This window comes from Paenibacillus sp. SZ31 (genome assembly GCF_012912005.1).
Classification (GTDB): domain Bacteria; phylum Bacillota; class Bacilli; order Paenibacillales; family Paenibacillaceae; genus Paenibacillus.
Genome location: NZ_JABBEA010000005.1, coordinates 143,137 through 163,574, shown reverse-complemented (window position 1 = coordinate 163,574; position 20,438 = coordinate 143,137). Strand labels below are relative to the sequence as shown.

Below are 20,438 nucleotides of genomic sequence, written 5' to 3'. Positions count from 1 at the left end.
TTTAACATAAAAAAATAAAAAAAATCCCAAAATTTAATCGTTCAGCACTCGCTTTCAGTGGGCTTGTTCCTGTAAGATAGAAGTAACTGATTCCAGCCAAGTACTGAAATAAGGAGAGACGACGATGAATACTAAACCTGATTGCGGCGTATCGTTGCAAATCGATGACTATCTGGATCTTTTGCATTTTGCCATCCAAATTCAAGATCAGGAATGGCAGCAATCCCTTATCCACCAACTCAAAATATTTCAGACGGCGACGGAGCAGCAGCGCACACCTGAAGAGGAATTATGGACACGGTTTGATTACATCAACAGCAAACTGACAGGTCTTTGCCACCAGATTCATGCCGCTCATTCCACGGATGAACGCAAGAAGTTTGAGGAACGGATCGGGCTCTTGCAATTACAGCGATTGGAAGTCGCACGTAAAATTAAATGGGCGAGTCGCAGATAGATGGTCGTGTAAAACACCACGTGGTGTACCGCCAAAATAGTATAATTCAATGATATTCATACATGAAGAAGTCATCCACCAATCGGTTTTGGGGATGGCTTTTTCGCGTACTATTGGGTGAGGTATTGTCTGTCATCCGCTCCATTGCTCAAGAAGGGATTACCATGATTATGGTTACCCATGAGATGGGTTTTGCCCGTGAGGTGGCGAATTGGGTTGTTTTCATGGATGGAGGCTCCGTTGTGGAGGAAGGAACACCGGAAGAGGTATTTGTGCATCCCAAACAGGAACGTACTCGCCAATTCCTCAGTCGATATTCTTCTGACTGGAGTTATGTCATCTGACGATATAGGCGCAAGCTGTAGTAACTGACGATCCCGGCCCGGCATATGCTGTAACAGGCAAATGCTGATAGGCCGGGTTTTTCTATGGGTGAAGCAGGCCGTGACGGTAAGGAGGAGGACCATGCAGAGCAAAATCGATGAAATCATCACACATATTGCACACTCTCACCAGCAGATTGCACGTGTGCTGGATGCCAAACGCCAAGTCGCTGTACGCATGTCTGAAATCATTAATCATTTGCCAGATATCGAACCGGAGCTGGATGGCGTTGACGGTCTGCTGGATAGCTCGGGGCAAATCAACAAAAGCATTATCTCTTACTTGGGAGGCCTTGCAGATCTGGAAGAGGCTGTAGCCGAAACGCTGACCCAAGTCATGCGGGAGATCGCGGTTCAAGAGGAAGAATAAGCCCGGAAGGCGGGTGAAGGAACATGAGTAGAGAACAGAGCCTCATTCTGATGCTGGACGCAGCAGCCAAGATGCAGTGGAATATTGCCCTGATCCTGGAGGCAAAAGCGATTGAGGCCGAGAAGGTACGGAACTGGACGCTAAATCATCTGAATGGGGATACCTTTCTGACGCATGGGGATCAGGTCGGAGAGCCACTCAAAATGCATGATCAGCTGGTGGAATTGCTGGAAGGATTGACTCGGATGGAAACCGGACTGTGCAACAATCTCAAAGCGGTGATGGTACAGAACGATAGCGAAGATGGCGGCGGTATGGACGGTGGCATGTTTGGCGGTATGGATCTGGGAGACATGGGAAAATGAGTCTGATGCGGCGTGAGCAGGAAGCGAAACTGGCTCTTATTGAATCTATTGCACACAGTCAGCAGGCGCTGGCACGCATTTTGGACAGTGTAGCCAGCGTATCCGCTCATTCGGAAGTATCTGCCCGCAGTCTGGCCGAGAACATTCGTTTGTTGAGTCGCTATCAGGAAGAGATGTCTCGTATGGTTACGGGAATCAGGCTGGCCCGAATCCAGCATGGGGAGCCTGGCTTGCCCTGGCTCAAAGACCCCGGGTGTGCAATTCGTATCGTTCGGGACATACAGGAGGAATGTTGACATGTTAAAGAAGAAGAAAATACGACTGAGAACCAAAAGAGCTTTGGTAACCCGTGGAGCCCGTCTGCGTAAAATCCGCAAGCTGCGTGCGCTCAAAGCGAAACGTATTCTTCACAAACGCCCGCTTAAAGGACGCAGTGCGTGGCTCAAAAAAAAGAAACGTACGGTACGGCGGCACCGGAGTCCGAAGCCCGTACAACCATTCGTCCCGGCTACCCCTACCGATCCGAACCCGGACAGTGCGTACAGCCAGGGCTACAACGAGGCGTACAACGAGGGATTCAACGCGGGTTTCGCCAAGGGATTCGAGGACGGACATCAGCTGGCGTACAAAGCACAGTAACCGAGTAGACACGATTATTCCTGCATGGAATGAAAAAAGTGCTAGTTCAAAAAGACCGGTTTTCAGTACCGAGAAGATGGGATGAAGCTAGAAATGGAGTAGCGGAGCGTAGATAGAGCTACGTGAGCAACTACAATGTTTCCAAAGGAAACATACTTCGTAAGCCTCCCGCTTATTTCGGCTGAATTCCATATTCGATGCTAGTGATGCCGCTAGGCATCCTTTGTAATCAAAAGCGGACTTTTTGAACAACCTCTAAGAAATGATGATAGCCCGGGGGGACAGATCCCTCCGGGCTATTTGCATCGCCGCAAAAGCGGACATGCCCGTACAGGCGGATGTGGAGGGCATACGCCAATTTTGCGCCTTGCAGGACACCCGTCCATGATGCATCTGACCCCGAGGCATATCCTTTAGAGGGAAGACCAATCACGGGGAGAGTCTGGAAATGAGATCTCCTGAAGGAAGACAGGGTGAAGAATGTGGCAAAACGAAGACACCGTCCGCTGACCGAAGCGGAAACGGCTTACCGCGGCGGATACGCAGAAGGCCGCAGATTTGGCGGCTGTCAGGCCATGATGGAGCGGGTGCAGATGTTTCAACCGACCCTGCGGGACATGAAAGTGCTGTATATCCCCCAAGGATTCGATGCCATCGATGAAGGTGTCACCTTGGCCCTGCAGCAGTCTGTACGTGAATGCGTTGTTGGATCGCCAGCAGCAATGTTGCAGGAAGCCAGTCACCATCGGCCCGATGTCGTGCTCGTCATGAATGGTCTGCATGTATTCCCTGCAGATCATCTGGAGCAGGTGAACGGCATACGTGCACTCGGTATTCGAACAGCCGTATGGTTTGTGGATGATCCGTATTTCACCGAAGATACAGCGACCCTCTGTCAGCACTATGATGTCGTGTTCACACATGAAGAGGCCGCGGTGCCCTTCTATCTGGGACATGGAGCGAGCCAGGTCATCTATATGCCACTCGCGGTGAATCCAGGCATGTTTCAACCGCGGCGCACGGCACCACAGCATCAGTACGACATTTGTTTTATCGGTACAGGGTTCTGGAACCGGATCGCTTTGTTCGATGAGCTGGCCCCTTTTCTGGCGGACAAAAAGGTGTTCATCGCGGGTAGTCAGTGGAACCGGCTGGCACGCTTTGATGTACTTGGCCGTTTCATCCACGAAGGATGGATTGACCCCGGAGCGACCGTGGATTATTACAATGGCGCCAAGATCGTCATTAACATTCACCGGACTTGCGAGAATGGGGAAGACAATCGCAACACGCACCATCTGGAAGGCCGCTCCATTAATCCACGGACGTATGAGATCAGTGCCTGCGGCACGATGCAGATTACGGATGCACGTGGAGATCTGCCCCGTTATTATCAGCCGGGCTATGACATCGAGACGTTCAGCAACGCGGCAGAGCTTCAGCACAAAATCCACTATTATCTGAAACATGAAGAGGAACGGCAGGCGATGGCTTGGCGTGGACTTCTCACCACGATGAACCAGCACACGTTCACTCGTCGCATCGCTCAGTTGCTGGAACATTTGTAATCCCAATCCTCATCCCCATCTGAAGCAGCACCAACGAGAATCCTATCCCAAAAATAAAGGAGTGGCGGTATGTCTCTCAAACACCGTAAAACCAAAAAGGTTCATGCACCTGTACTCAGCTTGGCAGATCAAGCACGTAAAAATGGGCAACATGCCGGATATGACGCGGGTAAGGAAGAAGGATATCTGCGCGGTCGCGCCAACTATATTGTGAATTGTGCACAAGAACCGTTGCCTTTCCGGCAGCTTCACGTGCTGTATGTATCTTCGGGTAAAGGCTTCCCATATTCTCCACTGGATGAGGCCATTATGGCCACACTGCAGGGCATGGTAGCTCAGGTAACCCTGTCTGATCCGCGTCAACCGGTTTCCGAGATTGCGCTGCAAACGCGCCCTGATCTGGTGCTTGTGCTGGACGGAATGGATATTCCCATCGAGCATATCGATGCAATTCGCCAAGCAGGCATTCAGACAGCGATCTGGCTCACGGATGATCCGTACTATACAGATATGACGCTGGAGATCGTGCATCATTTTGACCATATCTTCACACTGGAACTGAACTGTGTTGAACTGTACCGCCAAACTGGTTGTGCATCGGTTCACTATCTTCCTTTTGCCGCCTTCACCAATCATTACTTCCCAATTACAACTCCTTCCCCATTAAAAAGAGATGTCAGCTTTATCGGCTCGGCCTACTGGAACCGGGTGTACTTCTTCAACCCGATCATGGCTCAGCTGATGTCACACAATACGGTATTTAACGGTATCTGGTGGGACCGCCTGCCTGACTACACCGCCTATGGCGAGAAGATTGAACTCGGCCGCTGGATGAGTCCGCAGGAGACCAACGATGTGTACAATGGCACCAAAATTGTCATCAACCTGCATCGGTCCCACGAAGATGACTCGGTCAATAACAATCACCTCAAAATCCCGCCAGCTTCACCGAACCCGAGAACGTTTGAAATTGCCGCATCCACCACGCTACAGCTGACTGATGCACGGGATGACATTGCGCGTTTCTACAAACCAGGTGTGGAGATCGAGACGTATTCCTCCCCGCAGGAGTTGCTCGACAAGGTGGAATATTACCTTGCTCATGAGAAAGAACGTCGTGAGATTGCACTTCGCGGGCTCGAACGTACACTGAAAGACCACACGTACGGCAAAAGAATTAATGAAATGTTAACCATCATATTCCCTTAATTTTGGCCGGGAGGAGGTGTGCACAGTACCCTGTATCGGATGTCCGCATACAGGGTCCGTGCGGCCATGGCAATGAAACCAAAGCTGATGTTGTTTTCCCATGTGTGCAACACCCGCAGCATTACGGGCGCGGAGAAGCTGCTGCTTCATTTTATGAGGGAGATCGGTTCGATCTTTGATTGTGTGCTCGTAGTTCCGCAGGAAGGGAAGCTTGCGGGGCTTGCACGAAGATTCGGCATTCAGGTCAAAATATGCAATCTGCCGATGCTTCACGGTGTGTACACACCTTACCGGGGCATTGCAGACGATGCGGAGCATCTTCGCCATACACCAGCGTATCAGGAGGCGGTCTCCCTGATTCGGGAAACCGCGCCTGACATGGTGCTAACGAACACCTGTGTCAATGTAATGCCGGCTGTAGTGGCGAAATCGCTACAGATTCCGGTCATCTGGAAGATCACCGAGATCATTCACTCGAATGAACATACAACCGAGGCGGTCCAGATGATTGGCCGTTATGCGGACTGGATTATCGGTATATCCGAGACAGCGGTGGCTCCATTTCATGAAGCCGGCATGGGTGACAAACTGACCGTCATTTCGCCGACCTGGGAACCTGCGCTACCAGCACCGGACCGCTGGGTTCATCTGCGTGAGCGCAAGCGCAAGGAACTCGGCTTCAAGTCATCACAGACCTGTATCGGTTATATTTCTTCCTTTATATATGATGCCAAAGGGTTGAAACCTTTTGTTGATATGGCTCTGAAAATCTGTGAAACGCATTCGCGTTGTCGCTTCTGGATCATCGGTGCTCCATCGGATAAAAAGTATTACGACGAGTGTGTATCACGGGTGAAGAAATCCGGGTATTCGCGCCGATTCATCTTCACCACATTTGAAGAGAATGTATCTCTGGCGTATACCGCCATGGATATCGTGGTCATTCCGAGCATGGTCAAAGAAGGATTTGGTATGACCGCACTGGAGGGTCTCTATTTTGCCAAACCGGTCATCGCCTTTGCCCAAGGTGGGCTGAAGGAATTGATGGAATCTGTAGGCAGTGATGCCTTTCTGGCCCCGCCGGGGGATACCGAAGCGCTTGTCACATTAGCGACAACCTTGCTGAATGATACCGAGCTTGCCTCGGATACGGGGTGGCGCAATCGGACAGAAGCGGAAAGGCTCTACGGGATTGAAACCTACCGAACGAAATTGCATACGATGGTGACACAGTGGTTGTTACGTTTTCCCGGATGGTTTTCCTACATCCAGCCTCCGAATGGACCTGTGTACGCATGGGGAGAGGGCGGATTACGCACAGTACTGGCTCTGGAACCTGCTACAGTGCGGGCACTCTTATTCCCACTGAGCGTCATCCAGGCGTTGCCACTTTCCTCATTACCTCCGATTGCATTGGGTCACGATGCTCCGGGTGCAGCGGCTCGCTCCGTTGCAAAGCTCATTCAACAGGGTGGTAGAACGGGGAAACGTCGACGCAAGTCACTTGCACCACGTACTCGCCGCGACCGTGAGGGGTTGAAACAAGCTTCGGGAACTGGCAAACGTAAGGGGAAACCCCGTACAACGAAGGGACCGCGTCCACATATGGGGAAATCGGCTAGTCGCAGACGTAAATCTGCCAAGGCGGGACGTAGCCGGGTAAGGCGCAAAGGTTCCAATACAAGATGAAGGCAGGGATTACGATGAAGATCATGACGGTGCTGGGTACGAGACCTGAGATCATCCGACTCAGCCTGATCATTTCCAAGTTGGACCAGTACGCGTCCAATCATATTCTGGTACACACGGGACAGAACTTCACGGAAAGTCTCAGCGGTCTCTTTTTCAAGGAAATGGGCCTGCGTGCACCGGATTACGTTCTCCAGGATGAAGCGGCCTCCCTGGGACGGCAGTTGTCCTCGATGTTTACGCAGATGGAAGATCTGATCTTGCAGGAGAAGCCCGATAAATTGCTGCTGCTCGGCGATACCAATAGCGCATTGTGTGCTGTACTGGCTGAGCGCATGGGAGTTCCTGTTATTCATATGGAAGCAGGCAATCGTTGCTTCGATCTGGATGTGCCTGAGGAGAAGAATCGCAGAGTTATTGATGCCATCTCCACCATCAATATGCCTTACACGGAACAGAGCAAGAAACATCTGGTTAGCGAAGGGGTACCGAGCAGAAGGATCGTGCTCACGGGCAATCCCATCTATGAAGTGATGCAGCACTATGACGCACAGGTAAACTCCAGCAAAATCCTCAAGAAGCTGAAGTTGAAGTCCGGGCAATACTTTTTGGTTACCGCTCATCGGGCCGAGAATGTTGATCATGCCCCTCATTTGCTGGAGATTATGAAAGGGCTGAACCAGGTTGCAGAGGAACACGGGTTGCGTGTGATCTGCAGCATTCATCCGCGTACAGCGATCCGGATTGCGGAGCATCTGCAACTGGAGATGAACCCGTTGGTGGAGTTCCACGAGCCGTTTGGATTTTTCGACTTTGTGATGTTGGAGCGCCATGCACGCTGTGCACTTACGGATAGCGGTACCGTACAGGAGGAGTGCTGCATTATGGGTGTGCCGACCGTGACTATGCGTCGAACGACAGAACGGCCGGAAACGGTGGATTGCGGCAGCAATGTGGTCTCCGGTCTGGATGCGGCACGCATCGCGGATTGTGTGAAAGTCATGACGCAGATGTCGACTGATTGGGACTGTCCGCAGGGCTACAAAGCAACAGATGTATCCAGTAAAGTGGTTAAATTTCTGCTTGGAGGGAAAATGCATGTTTGAAAATAAGCGTATACTCGTGACTGGTGGTACGGGATCATGGGGTTATGAACTTGTGGCTCAACTGCTGCCCCAGCAGCCGAAAGAAATTATTGTGTATTCCCGGAACGAGTCCAGCCAAGTGGCCATGAGTCGTGATTTTGAAGACCCGCGTCTTCATTTCCGGATTGGAGATATTCGTGACAAGGACGCCTTGACGGCTGCCTGCCAGCATGTGGACTATGTGTTTCATCTGGCTGCGCTCAAGCATGTTCCGGTATGTGAAGACCAGCCGTACGAAGCGCTCAAAACCAATGTGATTGGTACACAGAATGTGATCGAGGCGGCTATTGAAAACAAGGTGGAAAAAGTCATCTATATTTCGACTGACAAGGCTGCCAATCCGTCCAACTTCTACGGTATGACAAAGGCCATCGGCGAGAAATTAATCGTATATGCCAACTTGTTGCACAGTGATACCAAGTTTGTTACGGTGCGGGGCGGGAATGTACTGGGAACAAACGGCAGTGTGGTGCATCTATTCAAAAATCAGATCCGCCAGAAAGGGCAGGTCTCCATCACGGACATGAGCATGACTCGATTCTTTCTTACCCTCAAGGACGCCATTACCCTGCTGTTCAAAGCATCGGTGGAGAGTATGGGCGGAGAGATCTTTGTCATGACGATGCCGACATGTAAAATCGTGGATCTTGCTGAGGTGTTGATTGAGGATTCCGGCGTGGAGAATGTGGCTATTGTGGAACGTGGTATTCGTCCAGGGGAGAAAATTCATGAAATACTGATGAGTGAATTCGAGAGTATGACCACTGTGGTCTACGATGAGCAGTATCTGGTTATTCTCCCTACTCTCGGTATCCCGGGACTGCGTGAACATTACAACAATTGCCCTCCGGTCTCCTTCAACAGTTTCAGTTCCGAACATCAACTGATGACCAAAGAGGAAATTCGTGAAATTCTGAAACGCGGAGGATTCCTGTCATGAAACTGCTGATACTTGGTGGGAACGGAATGGCCGGCCATATTCTGGTCGACTATTTCCGCCGTCAAGGTGTACACAGCGTCTTCTATACAACTCGGGATGTCACGGACCCGAATGGTCTGCTCTTGGATGTGAACGACAGCTTCATGGTCGACCGAATGGTAGAAGCAGTGCACCCGGATGTGATTATTAATGCTGTAGGTGTATTGAACAGCTTTGCAGATGAGGACAAAATCACCGCATATCATATTAATGGTTTCCTGCCGCATCGTCTGCGGCGGGTTGCGGATGAGATTGGTGCACGTCTGATTCATATCAGTACAGACTGTGTGTTCAGCGGGGACCGGGGAGCATACCGGGAAGATGATGTCACAGACGGGACCTCTGCTTACGCCATTACCAAAGCACTTGGCGAAGTTCAAGACGAAGGTCATCTGACGATCCGCACGTCCATTATCGGACCCGAGATTAGGAAAGGCGGCATTGGTCTGATGCAATGGTTTATGTCCAACACAGGTGAAGTCGGCGGGTATACCCGCGTATTCTGGAACGGTGTGACCACGCTTGAGCTGGCCAAATGGGTAGACCATTACCTGGCTTCATCCGTTAGTGGTCTCATCCATCTGGCTCATCCGGTACCTGTCAGCAAGCATGACCTGCTTGTGTTGTTCAAGCAGACCTGGGATAAGCAGGATGTGACGATTGTGCGTGATGACAGTATGGTGCAGGACCGTACGCTGGTATCCACTCGCGAGGATGTGAAGACAGACCTGCCGGATTATTCTACAATGCTGAAGGAGCTGGCATTATGGATGGAGCAGAGCTGACAGGCAAGAAAGTACTGATCACAGGCGCCTCGGGATTTACCGGGCGACATGCGGTTTCTTATTTTCGGGAAGCGGGTGCAGTGGTTGCAGCGGTAGTCCGGAGACCGGATGTGTATTCATTCGGTAAAGGAGCCCAAGTCCATGTCTGTGATCTGAATGATAAACAGCAAGTGCGTCACCTGATCGACGAGGTGCAGCCAGACTATGTACTGCATCTCGCCGGCAAGAATTCCGTACCCGATTCGTGGGCAGATCCGCTACTGGTCCTGGAGACCAATGTGATGGCTGTGCTGTATTTGCTGGATGCGCTGCGTAGTTGTCCGGCAGCACGAACTGTTATTGTGGGATCGAGGTTAAAATATACGCCGGAACCCGGCCGGATTCCCCAGCCTCCGCATCCATACAGTCTCAGCAAAGCCTTGGAAGAGATGGTGTCTTTGTCTTGGATGTCGCTCTTTGGACAACAGATTATGCTGGCGGAGCCGGGCAATCTGATTGGTGCCGGTCCATCCACTGGCATCTGTTCATTGCTTGCACGTCATGTTGTTGCCTGTGAGCAGGCGGGCAAAACCGAGGCATTCCGTCTGTCTGGACGGGACAGTACCCGTGACTTTCTGGATGTGAGAGATGCGGTCAGAGCATATGCGACCCTCTTGGTAAAGGGGGCTAGCGGTACGGTATATCCAGTGGTGTCTCGAGTCGAGCGTAGTCTTGGTGAAATTGCAGATCTGCTGTTGTCCATGACAGAAGCAGAAGTGCCTGTTCGCTGGGATGGGGCGTCTTCCGGTCCGGATGGTGCGGGGAAACAGGAGGAATTATCCATGCTGCGCAAGCTTGGCTGGAAGCCGCTAATTCCATTTGCCACATCGTTACAGGATATTCTGAGTGATGTTCGTGCCCAGCAAGGGAGGACGACAAGTTGAGTCCAAGAGTGTCCATTGTCATTCCGTTCTACAACTGCCCTTATGTACCTCAGGCAATTCAGAGTGCGCTAAACCAGACGTATCCTGAAGTGGAGATCATTGTTGTAAACGATGGCTCTACCCGGCATGCGGAGCTGCTTCAGCCTTATCTTCCCTATATTAATGTGCTTGGCAAAAGCAATGGAGGTACCGCTTCGGCACTTAATCATGGCATCCGCCATGCCTCAGGTGAATATGTGGTTTGGCTTAGTTCGGATGATTGTCTGTACCCTGATAAAATCCGGCATCAGCTTGCGTTTATGCAACGCGAGAATGTGCTGGTTTCTCATACGAATTTTCATTACATCAATGAACATTCTGCCGTGACCAAGCTGAACGGAGGGCCTGCACCGATGGCCGATCTGGATTGGTTGCGATTGTTTGTTAATGGTAATCCGGTCAACGGTTGTACTGTCATGATTCGCAAGGATCTGTTCAGCGGGGTGGGGTTGTTTGATGAGCTGTTGCCTTATACGCATGATTTGGATCTCTGGCTGCGTATTATTCTGAACGGTCATCGTTTTCCGTATCTGAACGAGCCACATACCGCATATCGCTGGCATGGTGGGATGGGGTCGGTACGTCATGCGGATGTCATCGGTAGAGAGGCATCCATGGTATGGTCCAGATATCGCGAACCGTTGTTGCAGCGTATAGCAGCGCTTGGCGGGTAGCGTAGGAGGGCAGTTATGAGGCCGGAAGGTGGCTGATTAACGCCCTCTTTGCGTAGCAATTTTGCCCGAAATGGTGAGGGTGGGAAGTCGATTCACGGTTCCTATATCACACGCCTGAGCATTCAAGGTAGCAAGCTGAGTTGTTGTGCATCCTTATGGAAATGTGCTTCCGCAGCACCGCAGATGTCCGATACCGATCGAATGGATCTTCATATAATAGAGGAAAGCAATCGCTACGCAGAGACAAGCGGAGGAAGGGGAGGCCCGAATGGAGCCGAAAGTATCGATCGTTATTCCTTTTTACAATTGTGCTTATATCGAGCAGGCTGTTCACAGCGCCATTCACCAGACGTATCCGCATATTGAAGTGATCGTGGTGGATGATGGGTCAACCGAGCACGTGGAGAAGCTACAACCATTCATGGATTCTATCCGCTATATTCGCAAAGAAAACGGTGGAACCGCAACAGCATTGAATGAGGGCATCAAACAGGCGACAGGGGATTACTTTGTCTGGCTCAGTTCAGATGATGTGATGCTGCTGGATCGGGTGGAGAAGCAACTGAAGTTTATGCGTGAGGTCAAGGCTTCCTTCTGTCATGGCGCCTACCATTATGTGAATGAGAAGAGTGAATGGTTGGATACGGTGCAGCCGGAAGTGGGCAGTCGTCTGGAGATGTTACAGGTACTGCTCGAAGGTTGTCCAATCAATGGTTGTACCGTCATGGTGGAGATGGAGGCGTTTGAGCGGTTTGGCTTGTTCGATACTGATTTTCGCTACACGCATGACTATGAGATGTGGATGAGACTGTTTCCGATGTATGAGCTGTTTTATTACAATGAACCTCTGATGTGCTACCGATTGCATGAATCCATGGGAACCAAACGCCATTTCAAGGCACTGGTTGCCGAGATGGAACGGGTTCAGGCGAAGCATCGGCCTACGCTACTCAATCTGCTACATGTTGGTGGGTACTGGAAGTAGATAGATTTGACGAAGAGGGCTGAATGGAATAGGTGTTAAAATGACAAGAGAGCACCCTTAGATGCAATTTTTATTTGCTATAAGTGGGACGCTCTTTTTTTGTTTTATGGACAGATCCGTGGACAGAAAGGTAGATCGCTTGCTGAAGTCTCTGTATAATGAAAGCATTCATATCACGAAGGGACTGGACTATGCGCAGATATCAATATCTTAAACCTAATCATTAATAAACTAATGGAGGTAAAAGTATTGATTACAGAGTTACACACAGAACGGTTATATTTGCGAAAGATGAACGTATCGGATTCGGCCAGCTTGTTTGAAATTTGGTCTGATCCGGATGTTACTAAATTTATGAATATCACTCATTTTACGGATGAAAATCAAGCTATAGAAATGATTAATCTTCTGAATGATCTTGCTCAGGAAAACAAGGCCCTTCGGTTCTCTATCATTGTGCAAGAGTCCAATGTAATCATAGGTTCCTGTGGTTATAATTCGCTGGATTTTGACAATTTAAAGGCAGAGATTGGGTATGACATTGCCAGATCACACTGGGGGAAAGGATATGCTACGGAAGCGATCTCTTCTTTGTTAGCTCACGCATTCTCGGCTTTGAAGCTGAATCGAATTGAAGCAAAGGTTGATCCTGATAATGTGAATTCAATCAAGTTATTACAAAAGCTCAATTTCACATACGAAGGGACCCTCAGAGCATACGAGAGGGCAGGCGAAACGTTCAACAATCTGAATATGTATTCCAAGTTGGCAACAGATGAATAAGATCTGGATTTCCCATGGCTTCAAGCGCTAACGAATCTGCCACGTCTTATTGGGGCGATTACCATGAAAAATAAATTCTAACGAATCTCAATCACGTTATTTCTTCCGAAAAGGGCTTCCGAACCTGAAAATCGACCACAATAGAAGAAATAACCTCTCTGTGATTCGTTACATGTCATACTTGTGCAAAAGGGAACAAATATCATGTGTTGGATTTGTTAGAACGCATCAAAGCGAACAAGGGGTGTCCCTATGTCATTCATATGACAAATGGACACCCCTTGTTTCTTATTCATGTATGTTATATGAACATAGCGTGTAATTGAAACCTCAATCCTTTGAATTCATGATCGCCATGGATGCAGGATCGGGAAATACATATCCTTTAGGCAGCTTCTTCATCAATTCATTCATTGCAGCGTAATCCACGTCGATGTGAGGTGTGGAAACCGGAGTCGAGAACCAGCGATTGTACAAATCACTGGGTACAAGTAACGTCATATCGTGAGTCCTCCTCTGTAAATGGCTTCTTGGTAGACTTGTAATGTACGAAGCCCCATCTCTTCCAGTGAGCGGTTTTGTTCAGCCCAGGCTTTGGCCGCAGCACCTACTTTTTTACGGGTAACGTCATCCTCCAGAAGTGCATGCAGCAGTTCGCGGAGCGAATCGACATCCTGCGGAGGCACGACCCATCCTGTGCGTCCAGGGTCAACCATTTCAGGCATGCCGGCCGTACCACTGACAATAACGGGTACACCCGCCAGTTGCGCTTCCGTAACGGAGAACGGCTGGGTGTCCTGCAGGCTGGGCTGGACATAGATGTCGGCATGGCGCAGGAAGGAAGGAATGTTGTCCAGCTTGCCCCAGAATACAACATCGGCTCCAATGCCAGCCGCCGCGACCTGTGCCCGCAATTCATCGCTCAGGTTGCCTTCTCCTGCGATCCAGCAGACCCAATCGGAACGTTTACTTTTCAGACTGGCTAAAGCCTTGATCAACACATGAACGCCCTTGATGTATTCAAGCCTTCCGGTAAAGGCAATGACTTTTTTGCCTGCGGGTGGCCGCTGACGGAACTTCGTAGCTGCTAATGAGCGGTAGGCTGACAGGTCCACGGCGTAGGGGATTATCCGAAACTTCGATTCGGGAACCGCAAGCTCTGTAAGCGTGCTCTTGATCCAGTGACTGGACACCAGAATCAGCTCAGACTGTGCCGCACTTCGTTCTTCCAATGATAGAAAATAACGTCCGCGTTTCGATTGCAAATATGATGATAGGGTAAGTTGAGGATTGGAATTTTGAGCATCGTAGAAGGCTTCGCGTGCAAGAGCTCCGTGATAGCTGGTAACGAGTGGGACATTGCGGTTCAAGATGCGTTTTATGGCTACGGCGGCTACCGGATCTTGCGCATGGATGACGTCATAATGGTCCACTCCCAGATAAGCGGCAGCCATCTCAAAGGCATATCTGTTCAATTCATAATAAGCGAGAAGAGGATCAGCTGTGAACTGTGGCAGATCGGTCGGATTGAGCTTGGATTGCAGCATGGGCCACACTTTATCCTTGGAAAATGCCCGGTTCAGATTACGAATATACACTTCGTTATTGGCACCATTCGTGCCCATGATATCAACCTCTACACCAAGGGCAATCAGCCTGTCGGCCAGCTGTTTAACATATGTCCATATGCCTCCCATATGTGTAAGCTCCCAATACGTAACGAGCAGAACTCTCATGGCTACCTCCTTGTCACGGCCTGCACCGGCCGAGCTTCTATCCTTTTATTCTATGAAAAAAGAGGACCGGAAGGTCGGGCATTTCCGTGTAAATGTTCCAAAATGGGTGAATGCAAATGGCAATGGACGAGAGGCAGCATATCCTATATACAGGAAGGTTCATGCTCCGAAGGAGGGATCTACAGTGGCGGCATATTTACTTGAAATCCATGAGAATCTGCTACAAACTTTTGTTCCCGTGAAATATATAGACGTGGAAATAGCCTATGTTGGCGGCGAGGAAGGAACAGATGTATTTATTGGTGGGGCTAGTATCCATGGGGAGCTATACCGACATCTTTTTCATATCGGATCGGGTTCGGGGAGAGCAGGTGGTAATCAGGTCATTCATAATCTGGATGTGTCATCCGAGCCTTATGAGCTGAGGATCATCAGCAACAGTTCTTCACCGAATCATCTGGTTATTCGGATGTACTGCAGAAGTATTCACGGTCAGACATTGGGCATACTGTCAGAATATCAGATGATGAAGCTTGCAGATTGATATGAACATAATTGGATAGGCATGATCAGCCAAACTGTGGAGCAGGGAAATGCCTGTTCCATTTTTTTGTGGTGCATCCATAGTAGAAAGTTTGAAAAAAAATAGCTTGACAGCAAAGGTATTTTCATTAGAATTAGATCAGTGTTAAACGAAAGTTTAAAACGACGGTTTAAAACGATAGTTTGAAAATGGTCGTAAATATAGGCTGAGCAAGACGCAGGGATAAACCTGTGATCGGCTAGCTGGAAAAGAGTGTGGAGAACGTGAAAGAACAAACAGCAGTATCCCAGGAGCCCGCAGAGTTTTCAATCAAAACGATTATACTGCCACTCCTGGCTATTATCGTCGGAATGATTATGGTCATTCTGGACAGCACGGTGGTGAACGTGGCCATTCCGAATTTGGTTCAATATTTTGAGACAGATCTGAAGACTATTCAATGGACGGTTACAGGGTATACCTTGGCTTTGTCTGCGGTTATTCCACTGGCAGGCTGGTTAACTGACCGTTTTGGTGCCAAAAGAGTATTTCTGTTCACGATTGCCATGTTTACTTTGGGTTCTGTATTATGCTCTATTGCACAATCGCCTGAGCAATTAATCATTTACCGTATCATTCAGGGTCTCGGTGGAGGCATGGTTGCTCCAATTGGTATGGCGATGGTCTTTCGTCTGGCTCCTCCTGAGCGAAGAGGTTCCATCATGGGTATGCTCGGAATTCCCATGCTGCTTGCCCCTGCATTGGGTCCGGTGTTGTCCGGGTGGTTTATTGAATCACTGAGCTGGCACTGGATCTTCCTGATTAACTTGCCAATCGGTATTGCAGCGTTCATCCTATGTATCAAGTTCTTGCCTGATACGGATCGTGGACGCACGCCTGCCCTGGATCTGCTCGGCATGATTCTGGCGCCAATTGCGTTCTCTATGCTTGCTTACGGTGTAAGTGAGGGTGGAACGAGCTGGACGTCTGCTACAACACTGACTGGTGTCATTGTGGGTGGAGTAGCGCTCATTTTGTTCATTATTGTAGAACTTCGTCATCAAAATCCATTGCTCGAACTTCGTGTATTCAAATCATCCGATTTCTCACGGGGGATTGTTCTCGCATGGGTGTCCCAAGTGGCGCTGTTTGGTGCGATGATCCTGATCCCGCTTTATTTGCAGCAGATCAAAGGGTACACTGCACTGGAAACAGGATTGATTCTGCTTCCACAAGCTTTGGCTTCTGGAGTGGGTATGCCGCTCGGCGGTCGATTGTTTGATAAAATTGGTGCGAGACCTCTGGCCTTCGTGGGTCTGGGAATTATCTCGGGAGCATTGTTTATTCTGTCCTCCATCACGGCAGAGACAGGTCTTGGTCTGATTATAACGGCTTTGGTCATGATGGGTCTGGGTATGGGCTTGTCTATGATGCCGCTCAATACGCATGTATTGAATGCCGCACCGCGTAAGTTGGTTGGCCGGGTTACACCGCTCACGGCTGCTGCACAGCAAGTGGTCGTGTCCTTCGCGGTTGCTGGACTTACAGGTTTCCTTACTTCAAGAATTGCCGACAATACAACGAGTTCAGAGCCGGCCGCTATAGTTCATGGTTTGGTGAGTGGTTTCAATGATACGTTCTTCCTGGCCGCTTGTATTGCATTGTTCGGATGTTTGCTCAGTCTTATTTTGCGCAAACCAAAACCAATGCCGAAAGAAGACCTTCAAAATGGCGACAAGCCTGATCCCGCAATGATGATGGGACACTAAAAATTTTAACCCTTTTAAGGCAGTTCAGAGAATTTCTCTGAGCTGCCTTTTTGCGATTTTACTGGAAAACACGCAAGGCGGTCATCATTTCACGGAAAGAAAGGGCATACCGATCTGGTGAGAAAGACAAGCTCATATGCTGTCTGCCCTGAATGCGGATATATTCTCGCAGTTTCTTGTTGTTCATGAGGTCCTTTGCTTCGGAGACAGCTGCCTTAATATCGCCAATCGGATAGAACTTTCCAGTCTTATTATGTGTGATAAATGAACGTACACCGTCTGAGTCCGTACTAAGTACCGGGCAGCCACAAGAGATAGCTTCAGCGACGGCATAGCCGAATCCTTCCAGCAGGGAAGTGGATAACATGATGCCCCCTGAAGCGGCGATCATGGAATAGAAGGCAGGCATCTGAGAATGGGGAACATTGATGAAAATACCAATCCTATCTTCGAGCCCGTATTCTGCCAACATGTGCCGAAACATGACTTCATCTTCAGGGTTAGCCAAGGTGGGATCGTGAAACAACCATAGTCTGGCTTTCGGATTTTTTTTGATGATTTCACTGGATATGGTTAAATATTCACGCCAGTTTTTGTTGTGTTCAAGTCGTCCTACCCAAGCCAGCACCGGGTAGGGTGGGGTATCCACCAAGATTGGGGCAAAGGAGTCCGTATCCAGCATATTGGGAATAACAAACCGGTGCAGCCAAGGGCAGATATGAATGAACATATCCAGCAGATGATCTGTGGGTGGCAAAACGGCAGCGTCGCAATGGGCTTGAAGGTAAGGGACAGCCATCTGTATGGTTTCCAGAGCCTGATCGCGTGTGCCGAGTCCCTGCGCTTCAAAAATAATTCGTCCGGTATAACCAAGTCCTCTCAAGCGACCGGGCATAGCAATGTCTGAGGTGGCAATAATGGCATCATAATGGTGGGTATGAATTAAATGATGGATATCCTCGTCACTGGACGCAGTGAAAATGGGCGTATCGCTATTGTTCTGCAATCCCGAGCCTGTGTTGAGATACAACAGGTGCGCTTCAATGCCATGACGTTTCAGAACGGCGGTGCGCAGTCGATTTAACGTATCCACGCCACCGCTTGGAACATAAAACGTGAATAATACTTTCACACGATTCACCCTCTGACTTTTGGTCAGGAGCACATTCTCCTGTACTCTATGGTACGTTGGCTTTAAGCTCAGGGTGTGGGTGTTGCTATGAATGTTCACATTTTAGACAATTATTTTTAAGCTTTCTTTTAAGTGACATTAAGCTGAGGCTAGGATAGCTCACGTAAGATACAAGGAACTTCCCGTGCCCATCATCTATTACATAAGTTCAACGTAACATTTACACGATAACGGAGAGGGCAGAAATAACTTGAAGAAGCGAAGCGTTCACCTTTATCAGCGGATTTTTCCTTCTGAAATGAAGGAATCAAAAAAATCTGGGGATAACAGTGATCGGAAGGTTATTCTGCCATCGGAGTGCAAGTGTTAATATTTTTAGTTGAATTTATATAACGAACGATGGTGCACGGGTATTTTAACGGGAAAGGATGAATGATGTGCTCGAAGTGAAACAGGTCAGCAAAGTGTACGAAGGGCAGCGCGGCGTGCATCAACTGGACTTCACCATGGAACGTGGTGAGATTGTCGGGTTTCTCGGGCCCAATGGTGCCGGAAAAACAACAACGATGCGTATGATTACGGGCTATCTGCATCCAACCGCGGGTTCGATTATGGTGGACGGGGTATCGGTGCATGAGCAGGGTCAGCGTGTTCGTTCCAAGATTGGGTATCTGCCTGAAACGCCGCCGCTCTATCCGGATATGACGGTGCAGTCCTATCTCAGATTTGTAGCAAATCTGCGAGATGTCCCTGCACGTGAGGTCAAGCTGCGGATCAGTGAGATGGTTAGCAGACTGGGACTTCAGGGTCGCGAAAAACAACTGGTACGCGGTTTATCCAAAGGGTACAAGCAACGTCTTGGACTGGCGGGAGCCATTATTCACAAGCCGGATCTGCTGGTTCTGGATGAGCCAACATCGGGGCTTGATCCGAATCAGATTATCGAGATTCGGGATCTGATCCGGGAACTGGGCGAGAACCACACGGTACTGCTCAGTACGCATATTTTGCCTGAAGTGAGCACGCTCTGTAATCGAATGTTGATCATTAATCAGGGGCAGCTCGTGCTGGATGGTTCACCACAGCATTTTGGCTCAGCAATGGGAGATCAGTTCAAGGTGTCGATTGAGGTGAAAGCCACTGCGGAGCAACTACATAATGTGCTGACACCATGGGAGAAGGTGCGGAGTGAAGTCATTCAGACGTCGGATGCGAATACTGCCAAAGACACTTCACTTACATCAGATTCAGCGGATACGGTTAAAATGCTGCTCACCGGAGAAAGCGCGGAAGATTTTCGGGAAGAGTTATTCTACCTTTTGTCTGGTGCTGGATTACCGATACTGGAGATGAAGAAGGAGAATCTGAGTCTGGAGCAAATCTTCCTGAAGTTGACCACAACCGAGGCCACAGACACGGATGTGAATTCAGCAGATCTGAATCAGCTTGATGGGACAGAGACGGATCAGGACGTAACTTCGGACAGCAACTCGTCGAGTATATTGGGAACATCAGCGAGGGCATCAGCGGATTCCTCGCCCTATTCTCGCAAAGGGGAGGACTCCAAATGAGACGAATGATGGCGGTATGCAATAAAGAGCTGCAAGCTTATTTTTTGTCACCAACGTCCTATTTTGCATTTGCCGTATATGTACTGATGACCAGTCTGTTGTTCTATTCCAGCTTTGTATATTACCAGCCGAGCATTGTCGATTATCGTCTCGTGTTGGGGGACACATTGTCCATGCTGCTGTTTGTCATACCATTGCTGACGATGCGGTTAGTCGCTGATGAATTCAGACAGGGAACGGATGAATTGCTGCTGACCTCTCCGGCACGTGTGTCGGAAATTATATTCGGTAAATATCTCGCTTCTCTCGCCATTCTGGTCGTACTCATCCTGTGCAGTCTGGTGTATCCATTCATCATGTCGTTCTATGGGACACTGGATATGACGACGGTATGGATGTCTGCGCTGGGGTTATTCTTCCTGGGTGGAAGCATGATGGCAATTGGACTGTTCGCTTCAACGTTATCCCAGCATCAGATGGTGTCTGCGGTGGCGGGTTTTATTATTTTGCTCGTTTTGTGGATGCTTGATTCATTCGCAGGCAATACAGGGTCTGCTTTGCAACAGTGGCTGGACCCGTTTGCTCTGACTAACCGGTTCGACAGCTTCATGAAAGGTGTGCTTAGTGGGCCGGATATCTTGTATTATGTCACCCTTTCGGGTGTGTTTCTGCTGTTAAGCATTCAAATTGTGGAACGGAAGCGGTGGAGGTGAG

Annotated in this window: 22 protein-coding genes and 1 pseudogene; 20 read left to right on the top strand and 3 right to left on the bottom strand. The window is 49.3% G+C overall.

The window, feature by feature from the left end; translation table 11 throughout:
- The first annotated feature begins 124 nt into the window (after positions 1-124).
- The 16 genes and pseudogenes from HF638_RS12790 (at position 125) to HF638_RS12715 (ending at position 12,993) form a co-directional block, all read left to right on the top strand.
- A complete protein-coding gene (locus HF638_RS12790; RefSeq protein ID WP_169480550.1) occupies positions 125-457 on the top strand; it encodes a hypothetical protein in 333 nt (110 codons plus the stop codon).
- A 110-nt stretch (positions 458-567) separates the two neighbouring features.
- Positions 568-801, top strand: a pseudogene (locus HF638_RS12785) (amino acid ABC transporter ATP-binding protein); the annotation flags it as partial.
- 121 nt (positions 802-922) lie between these two features.
- Positions 923-1,210 carry a hypothetical protein gene (locus tag HF638_RS12780; protein ID WP_017692509.1) on the top strand — a complete coding sequence of 96 codons (288 nt, stop codon included), beginning with the start codon at positions 923-925 and terminating at the stop codon, positions 1,208-1,210.
- A 23-nt stretch (positions 1,211-1,233) separates the two neighbouring features.
- The gene (locus HF638_RS12775; RefSeq protein WP_017692510.1) at positions 1,234-1,575 is read left to right on the top strand and encodes an alpha-helical endospore appendage domain-containing protein; all 342 of its coding nucleotides are present in this window, start codon (positions 1,234-1,236) and stop codon (positions 1,573-1,575) included.
- The gene (locus tag HF638_RS12770; RefSeq protein WP_062837871.1) at positions 1,572-1,871 is read left to right on the top strand and encodes a hypothetical protein; all 300 of its coding nucleotides are present in this window, start codon (positions 1,572-1,574) and stop codon (positions 1,869-1,871) included. Before HF638_RS12775 ends, HF638_RS12770 begins: the two co-directional genes overlap by 4 nt.
- 1 nt (position 1,872) lies before the next feature.
- Entirely contained in the window at positions 1,873-2,214 is a 342-nt protein-coding gene (locus HF638_RS12765) for a hypothetical protein (RefSeq protein WP_169480438.1), read from the top strand.
- Between the two features lie 473 nt (positions 2,215-2,687).
- Positions 2,688-3,782, top strand: coding sequence for a CgeB family protein (locus HF638_RS12760; RefSeq protein WP_340399305.1), 1,095 nt, complete (start codon positions 2,688-2,690; stop codon positions 3,780-3,782).
- Positions 3,783-3,851: 69 nt separating this feature from the next.
- A complete protein-coding gene (locus tag HF638_RS12755; RefSeq protein WP_169480548.1) occupies positions 3,852-4,991 on the top strand; it encodes a CgeB family protein in 1,140 nt (379 codons plus the stop codon).
- Positions 4,992-5,009: 18 nt separating this feature from the next.
- Positions 5,010-6,680 carry a glycosyltransferase gene (locus HF638_RS12750; RefSeq protein ID WP_348982102.1) on the top strand — a complete coding sequence of 557 codons (1,671 nt, stop codon included), beginning with the start codon at positions 5,010-5,012 and terminating at the stop codon, positions 6,678-6,680.
- A 14-nt stretch (positions 6,681-6,694) separates the two neighbouring features.
- The gene (wecB, locus tag HF638_RS12745; RefSeq protein ID WP_169480547.1) at positions 6,695-7,786 is read left to right on the top strand and encodes a non-hydrolyzing UDP-N-acetylglucosamine 2-epimerase; all 1,092 of its coding nucleotides are present in this window, start codon (positions 6,695-6,697) and stop codon (positions 7,784-7,786) included.
- Positions 7,779-8,765, top strand: coding sequence for a polysaccharide biosynthesis protein (locus tag HF638_RS12740; protein WP_062837867.1), 987 nt, complete (start codon positions 7,779-7,781; stop codon positions 8,763-8,765). The genes wecB and HF638_RS12740 overlap by 8 nt, the downstream gene beginning before the upstream one ends.
- A complete protein-coding gene (locus tag HF638_RS12735; protein ID WP_169480546.1) occupies positions 8,762-9,589 on the top strand; it encodes a dTDP-4-dehydrorhamnose reductase family protein in 828 nt (275 codons plus the stop codon). The genes HF638_RS12740 and HF638_RS12735 overlap by 4 nt, the downstream gene beginning before the upstream one ends.
- The gene (locus HF638_RS12730) at positions 9,571-10,512 is read left to right on the top strand and encodes an NAD-dependent epimerase/dehydratase family protein (RefSeq protein WP_169480545.1); all 942 of its coding nucleotides are present in this window, start codon (positions 9,571-9,573) and stop codon (positions 10,510-10,512) included. Before HF638_RS12735 ends, HF638_RS12730 begins: the two co-directional genes overlap by 19 nt.
- Positions 10,509-11,225 carry a glycosyltransferase gene (locus tag HF638_RS12725; protein ID WP_169480544.1) on the top strand — a complete coding sequence of 239 codons (717 nt, stop codon included), beginning with the start codon at positions 10,509-10,511 and terminating at the stop codon, positions 11,223-11,225. Before HF638_RS12730 ends, HF638_RS12725 begins: the two co-directional genes overlap by 4 nt.
- 268 nt (positions 11,226-11,493) lie before the next feature.
- Positions 11,494-12,210: a glycosyltransferase gene (locus HF638_RS12720; protein WP_169480543.1), complete on the top strand. Its 717-nt coding sequence runs from the start codon at positions 11,494-11,496 to the stop codon at positions 12,208-12,210.
- 249 nt (positions 12,211-12,459) lie between these two features.
- Entirely contained in the window at positions 12,460-12,993 is a 534-nt protein-coding gene (locus HF638_RS12715; RefSeq protein WP_169480542.1) for a GNAT family N-acetyltransferase, read from the top strand.
- 330 nt (positions 12,994-13,323) lie between these two features.
- Here HF638_RS12715 and HF638_RS12710 read toward each other — a convergent pair whose 3' ends face one another.
- Together HF638_RS12710 and HF638_RS12705 are read right to left on the bottom strand one after the other, a co-directional pair.
- Entirely contained in the window at positions 13,324-13,494 is a 171-nt protein-coding gene (locus tag HF638_RS12710) for a hypothetical protein (protein ID WP_167350959.1), read from the bottom strand.
- Positions 13,491-14,729: a glycosyltransferase family 4 protein gene (locus tag HF638_RS12705; RefSeq protein WP_169480541.1), complete on the bottom strand. Its 1,239-nt coding sequence runs from the start codon at positions 14,727-14,729 to the stop codon at positions 13,491-13,493. Before HF638_RS12705 ends, HF638_RS12710 begins: the two co-directional genes overlap by 4 nt.
- A 184-nt stretch (positions 14,730-14,913) precedes the next feature.
- Here HF638_RS12705 and HF638_RS12700 point away from each other — a divergent pair, with 184 nt between their 5' ends.
- Positions 14,914-15,273, top strand: coding sequence for a hypothetical protein (locus HF638_RS12700; RefSeq protein ID WP_169480540.1), 360 nt, complete (start codon positions 14,914-14,916; stop codon positions 15,271-15,273).
- Between the two features lie 263 nt (positions 15,274-15,536).
- Positions 15,537-17,021 carry a DHA2 family efflux MFS transporter permease subunit gene (locus HF638_RS12695; RefSeq protein WP_169480539.1) on the top strand — a complete coding sequence of 495 codons (1,485 nt, stop codon included), beginning with the start codon at positions 15,537-15,539 and terminating at the stop codon, positions 17,019-17,021.
- A 58-nt stretch (positions 17,022-17,079) separates the two neighbouring features.
- Here HF638_RS12695 and HF638_RS12690 read toward each other — a convergent pair whose 3' ends face one another.
- A complete protein-coding gene (locus HF638_RS12690) occupies positions 17,080-18,153 on the bottom strand; it encodes a glycosyltransferase family 4 protein (protein ID WP_348982101.1) in 1,074 nt (357 codons plus the stop codon).
- 437 nt (positions 18,154-18,590) lie between these two features.
- On the opposite strand from HF638_RS12690, the gene HF638_RS12685 reads away from it, so the two are divergent.
- Entirely contained in the window at positions 18,591-19,724 is a 1,134-nt protein-coding gene (locus tag HF638_RS12685) for an ATP-binding cassette domain-containing protein (RefSeq protein WP_169480537.1), read from the top strand.
- Positions 19,721-20,437 carry an ABC transporter permease subunit gene (locus HF638_RS12680; RefSeq protein WP_169480536.1) on the top strand — a complete coding sequence of 239 codons (717 nt, stop codon included), beginning with the start codon at positions 19,721-19,723 and terminating at the stop codon, positions 20,435-20,437. The genes HF638_RS12685 and HF638_RS12680 overlap by 4 nt, the downstream gene beginning before the upstream one ends.
- Position 20,438: the final 1 nt, after the last annotated feature.

Coding starts and splice junctions, on each gene's coding strand:
- HF638_RS12775 (WP_017692510.1), top strand. CDS start 1,234: ATGAGTAGAGAACAGAGCCTCATTCTGATGCTGGACGCAGCAGCCAAG.
- HF638_RS12705 (WP_169480541.1), bottom strand. CDS start 14,729: ATGAGAGTTCTGCTCGTTACGTATTGGGAGCTTACACATATGGGAGGC.
- HF638_RS12780 (WP_017692509.1), top strand. CDS start 923: ATGCAGAGCAAAATCGATGAAATCATCACACATATTGCACACTCTCAC.
- HF638_RS12770 (WP_062837871.1), top strand. CDS start 1,572: ATGAGTCTGATGCGGCGTGAGCAGGAAGCGAAACTGGCTCTTATTGAA.
- HF638_RS12680 (WP_169480536.1), top strand. CDS start 19,721: ATGAGACGAATGATGGCGGTATGCAATAAAGAGCTGCAAGCTTATTTT.
- HF638_RS12740 (WP_062837867.1), top strand. CDS start 7,779: ATGTTTGAAAATAAGCGTATACTCGTGACTGGTGGTACGGGATCATGG.
- wecB (WP_169480547.1), top strand. CDS start 6,695: ATGAAGATCATGACGGTGCTGGGTACGAGACCTGAGATCATCCGACTC.
- HF638_RS12735 (WP_169480546.1), top strand. CDS start 8,762: ATGAAACTGCTGATACTTGGTGGGAACGGAATGGCCGGCCATATTCTG.
- HF638_RS12730 (WP_169480545.1), top strand. CDS start 9,571: ATGGATGGAGCAGAGCTGACAGGCAAGAAAGTACTGATCACAGGCGCC.
- HF638_RS12765 (WP_169480438.1), top strand. CDS start 1,873: ATGTTAAAGAAGAAGAAAATACGACTGAGAACCAAAAGAGCTTTGGTA.
- HF638_RS12720 (WP_169480543.1), top strand. CDS start 11,494: ATGGAGCCGAAAGTATCGATCGTTATTCCTTTTTACAATTGTGCTTAT.
- HF638_RS12790 (WP_169480550.1), top strand. CDS start 125: ATGAATACTAAACCTGATTGCGGCGTATCGTTGCAAATCGATGACTAT.
- HF638_RS12710 (WP_167350959.1), bottom strand. CDS start 13,494: ATGACGTTACTTGTACCCAGTGATTTGTACAATCGCTGGTTCTCGACT.
- HF638_RS12755 (WP_169480548.1), top strand. CDS start 3,852: ATGTCTCTCAAACACCGTAAAACCAAAAAGGTTCATGCACCTGTACTC.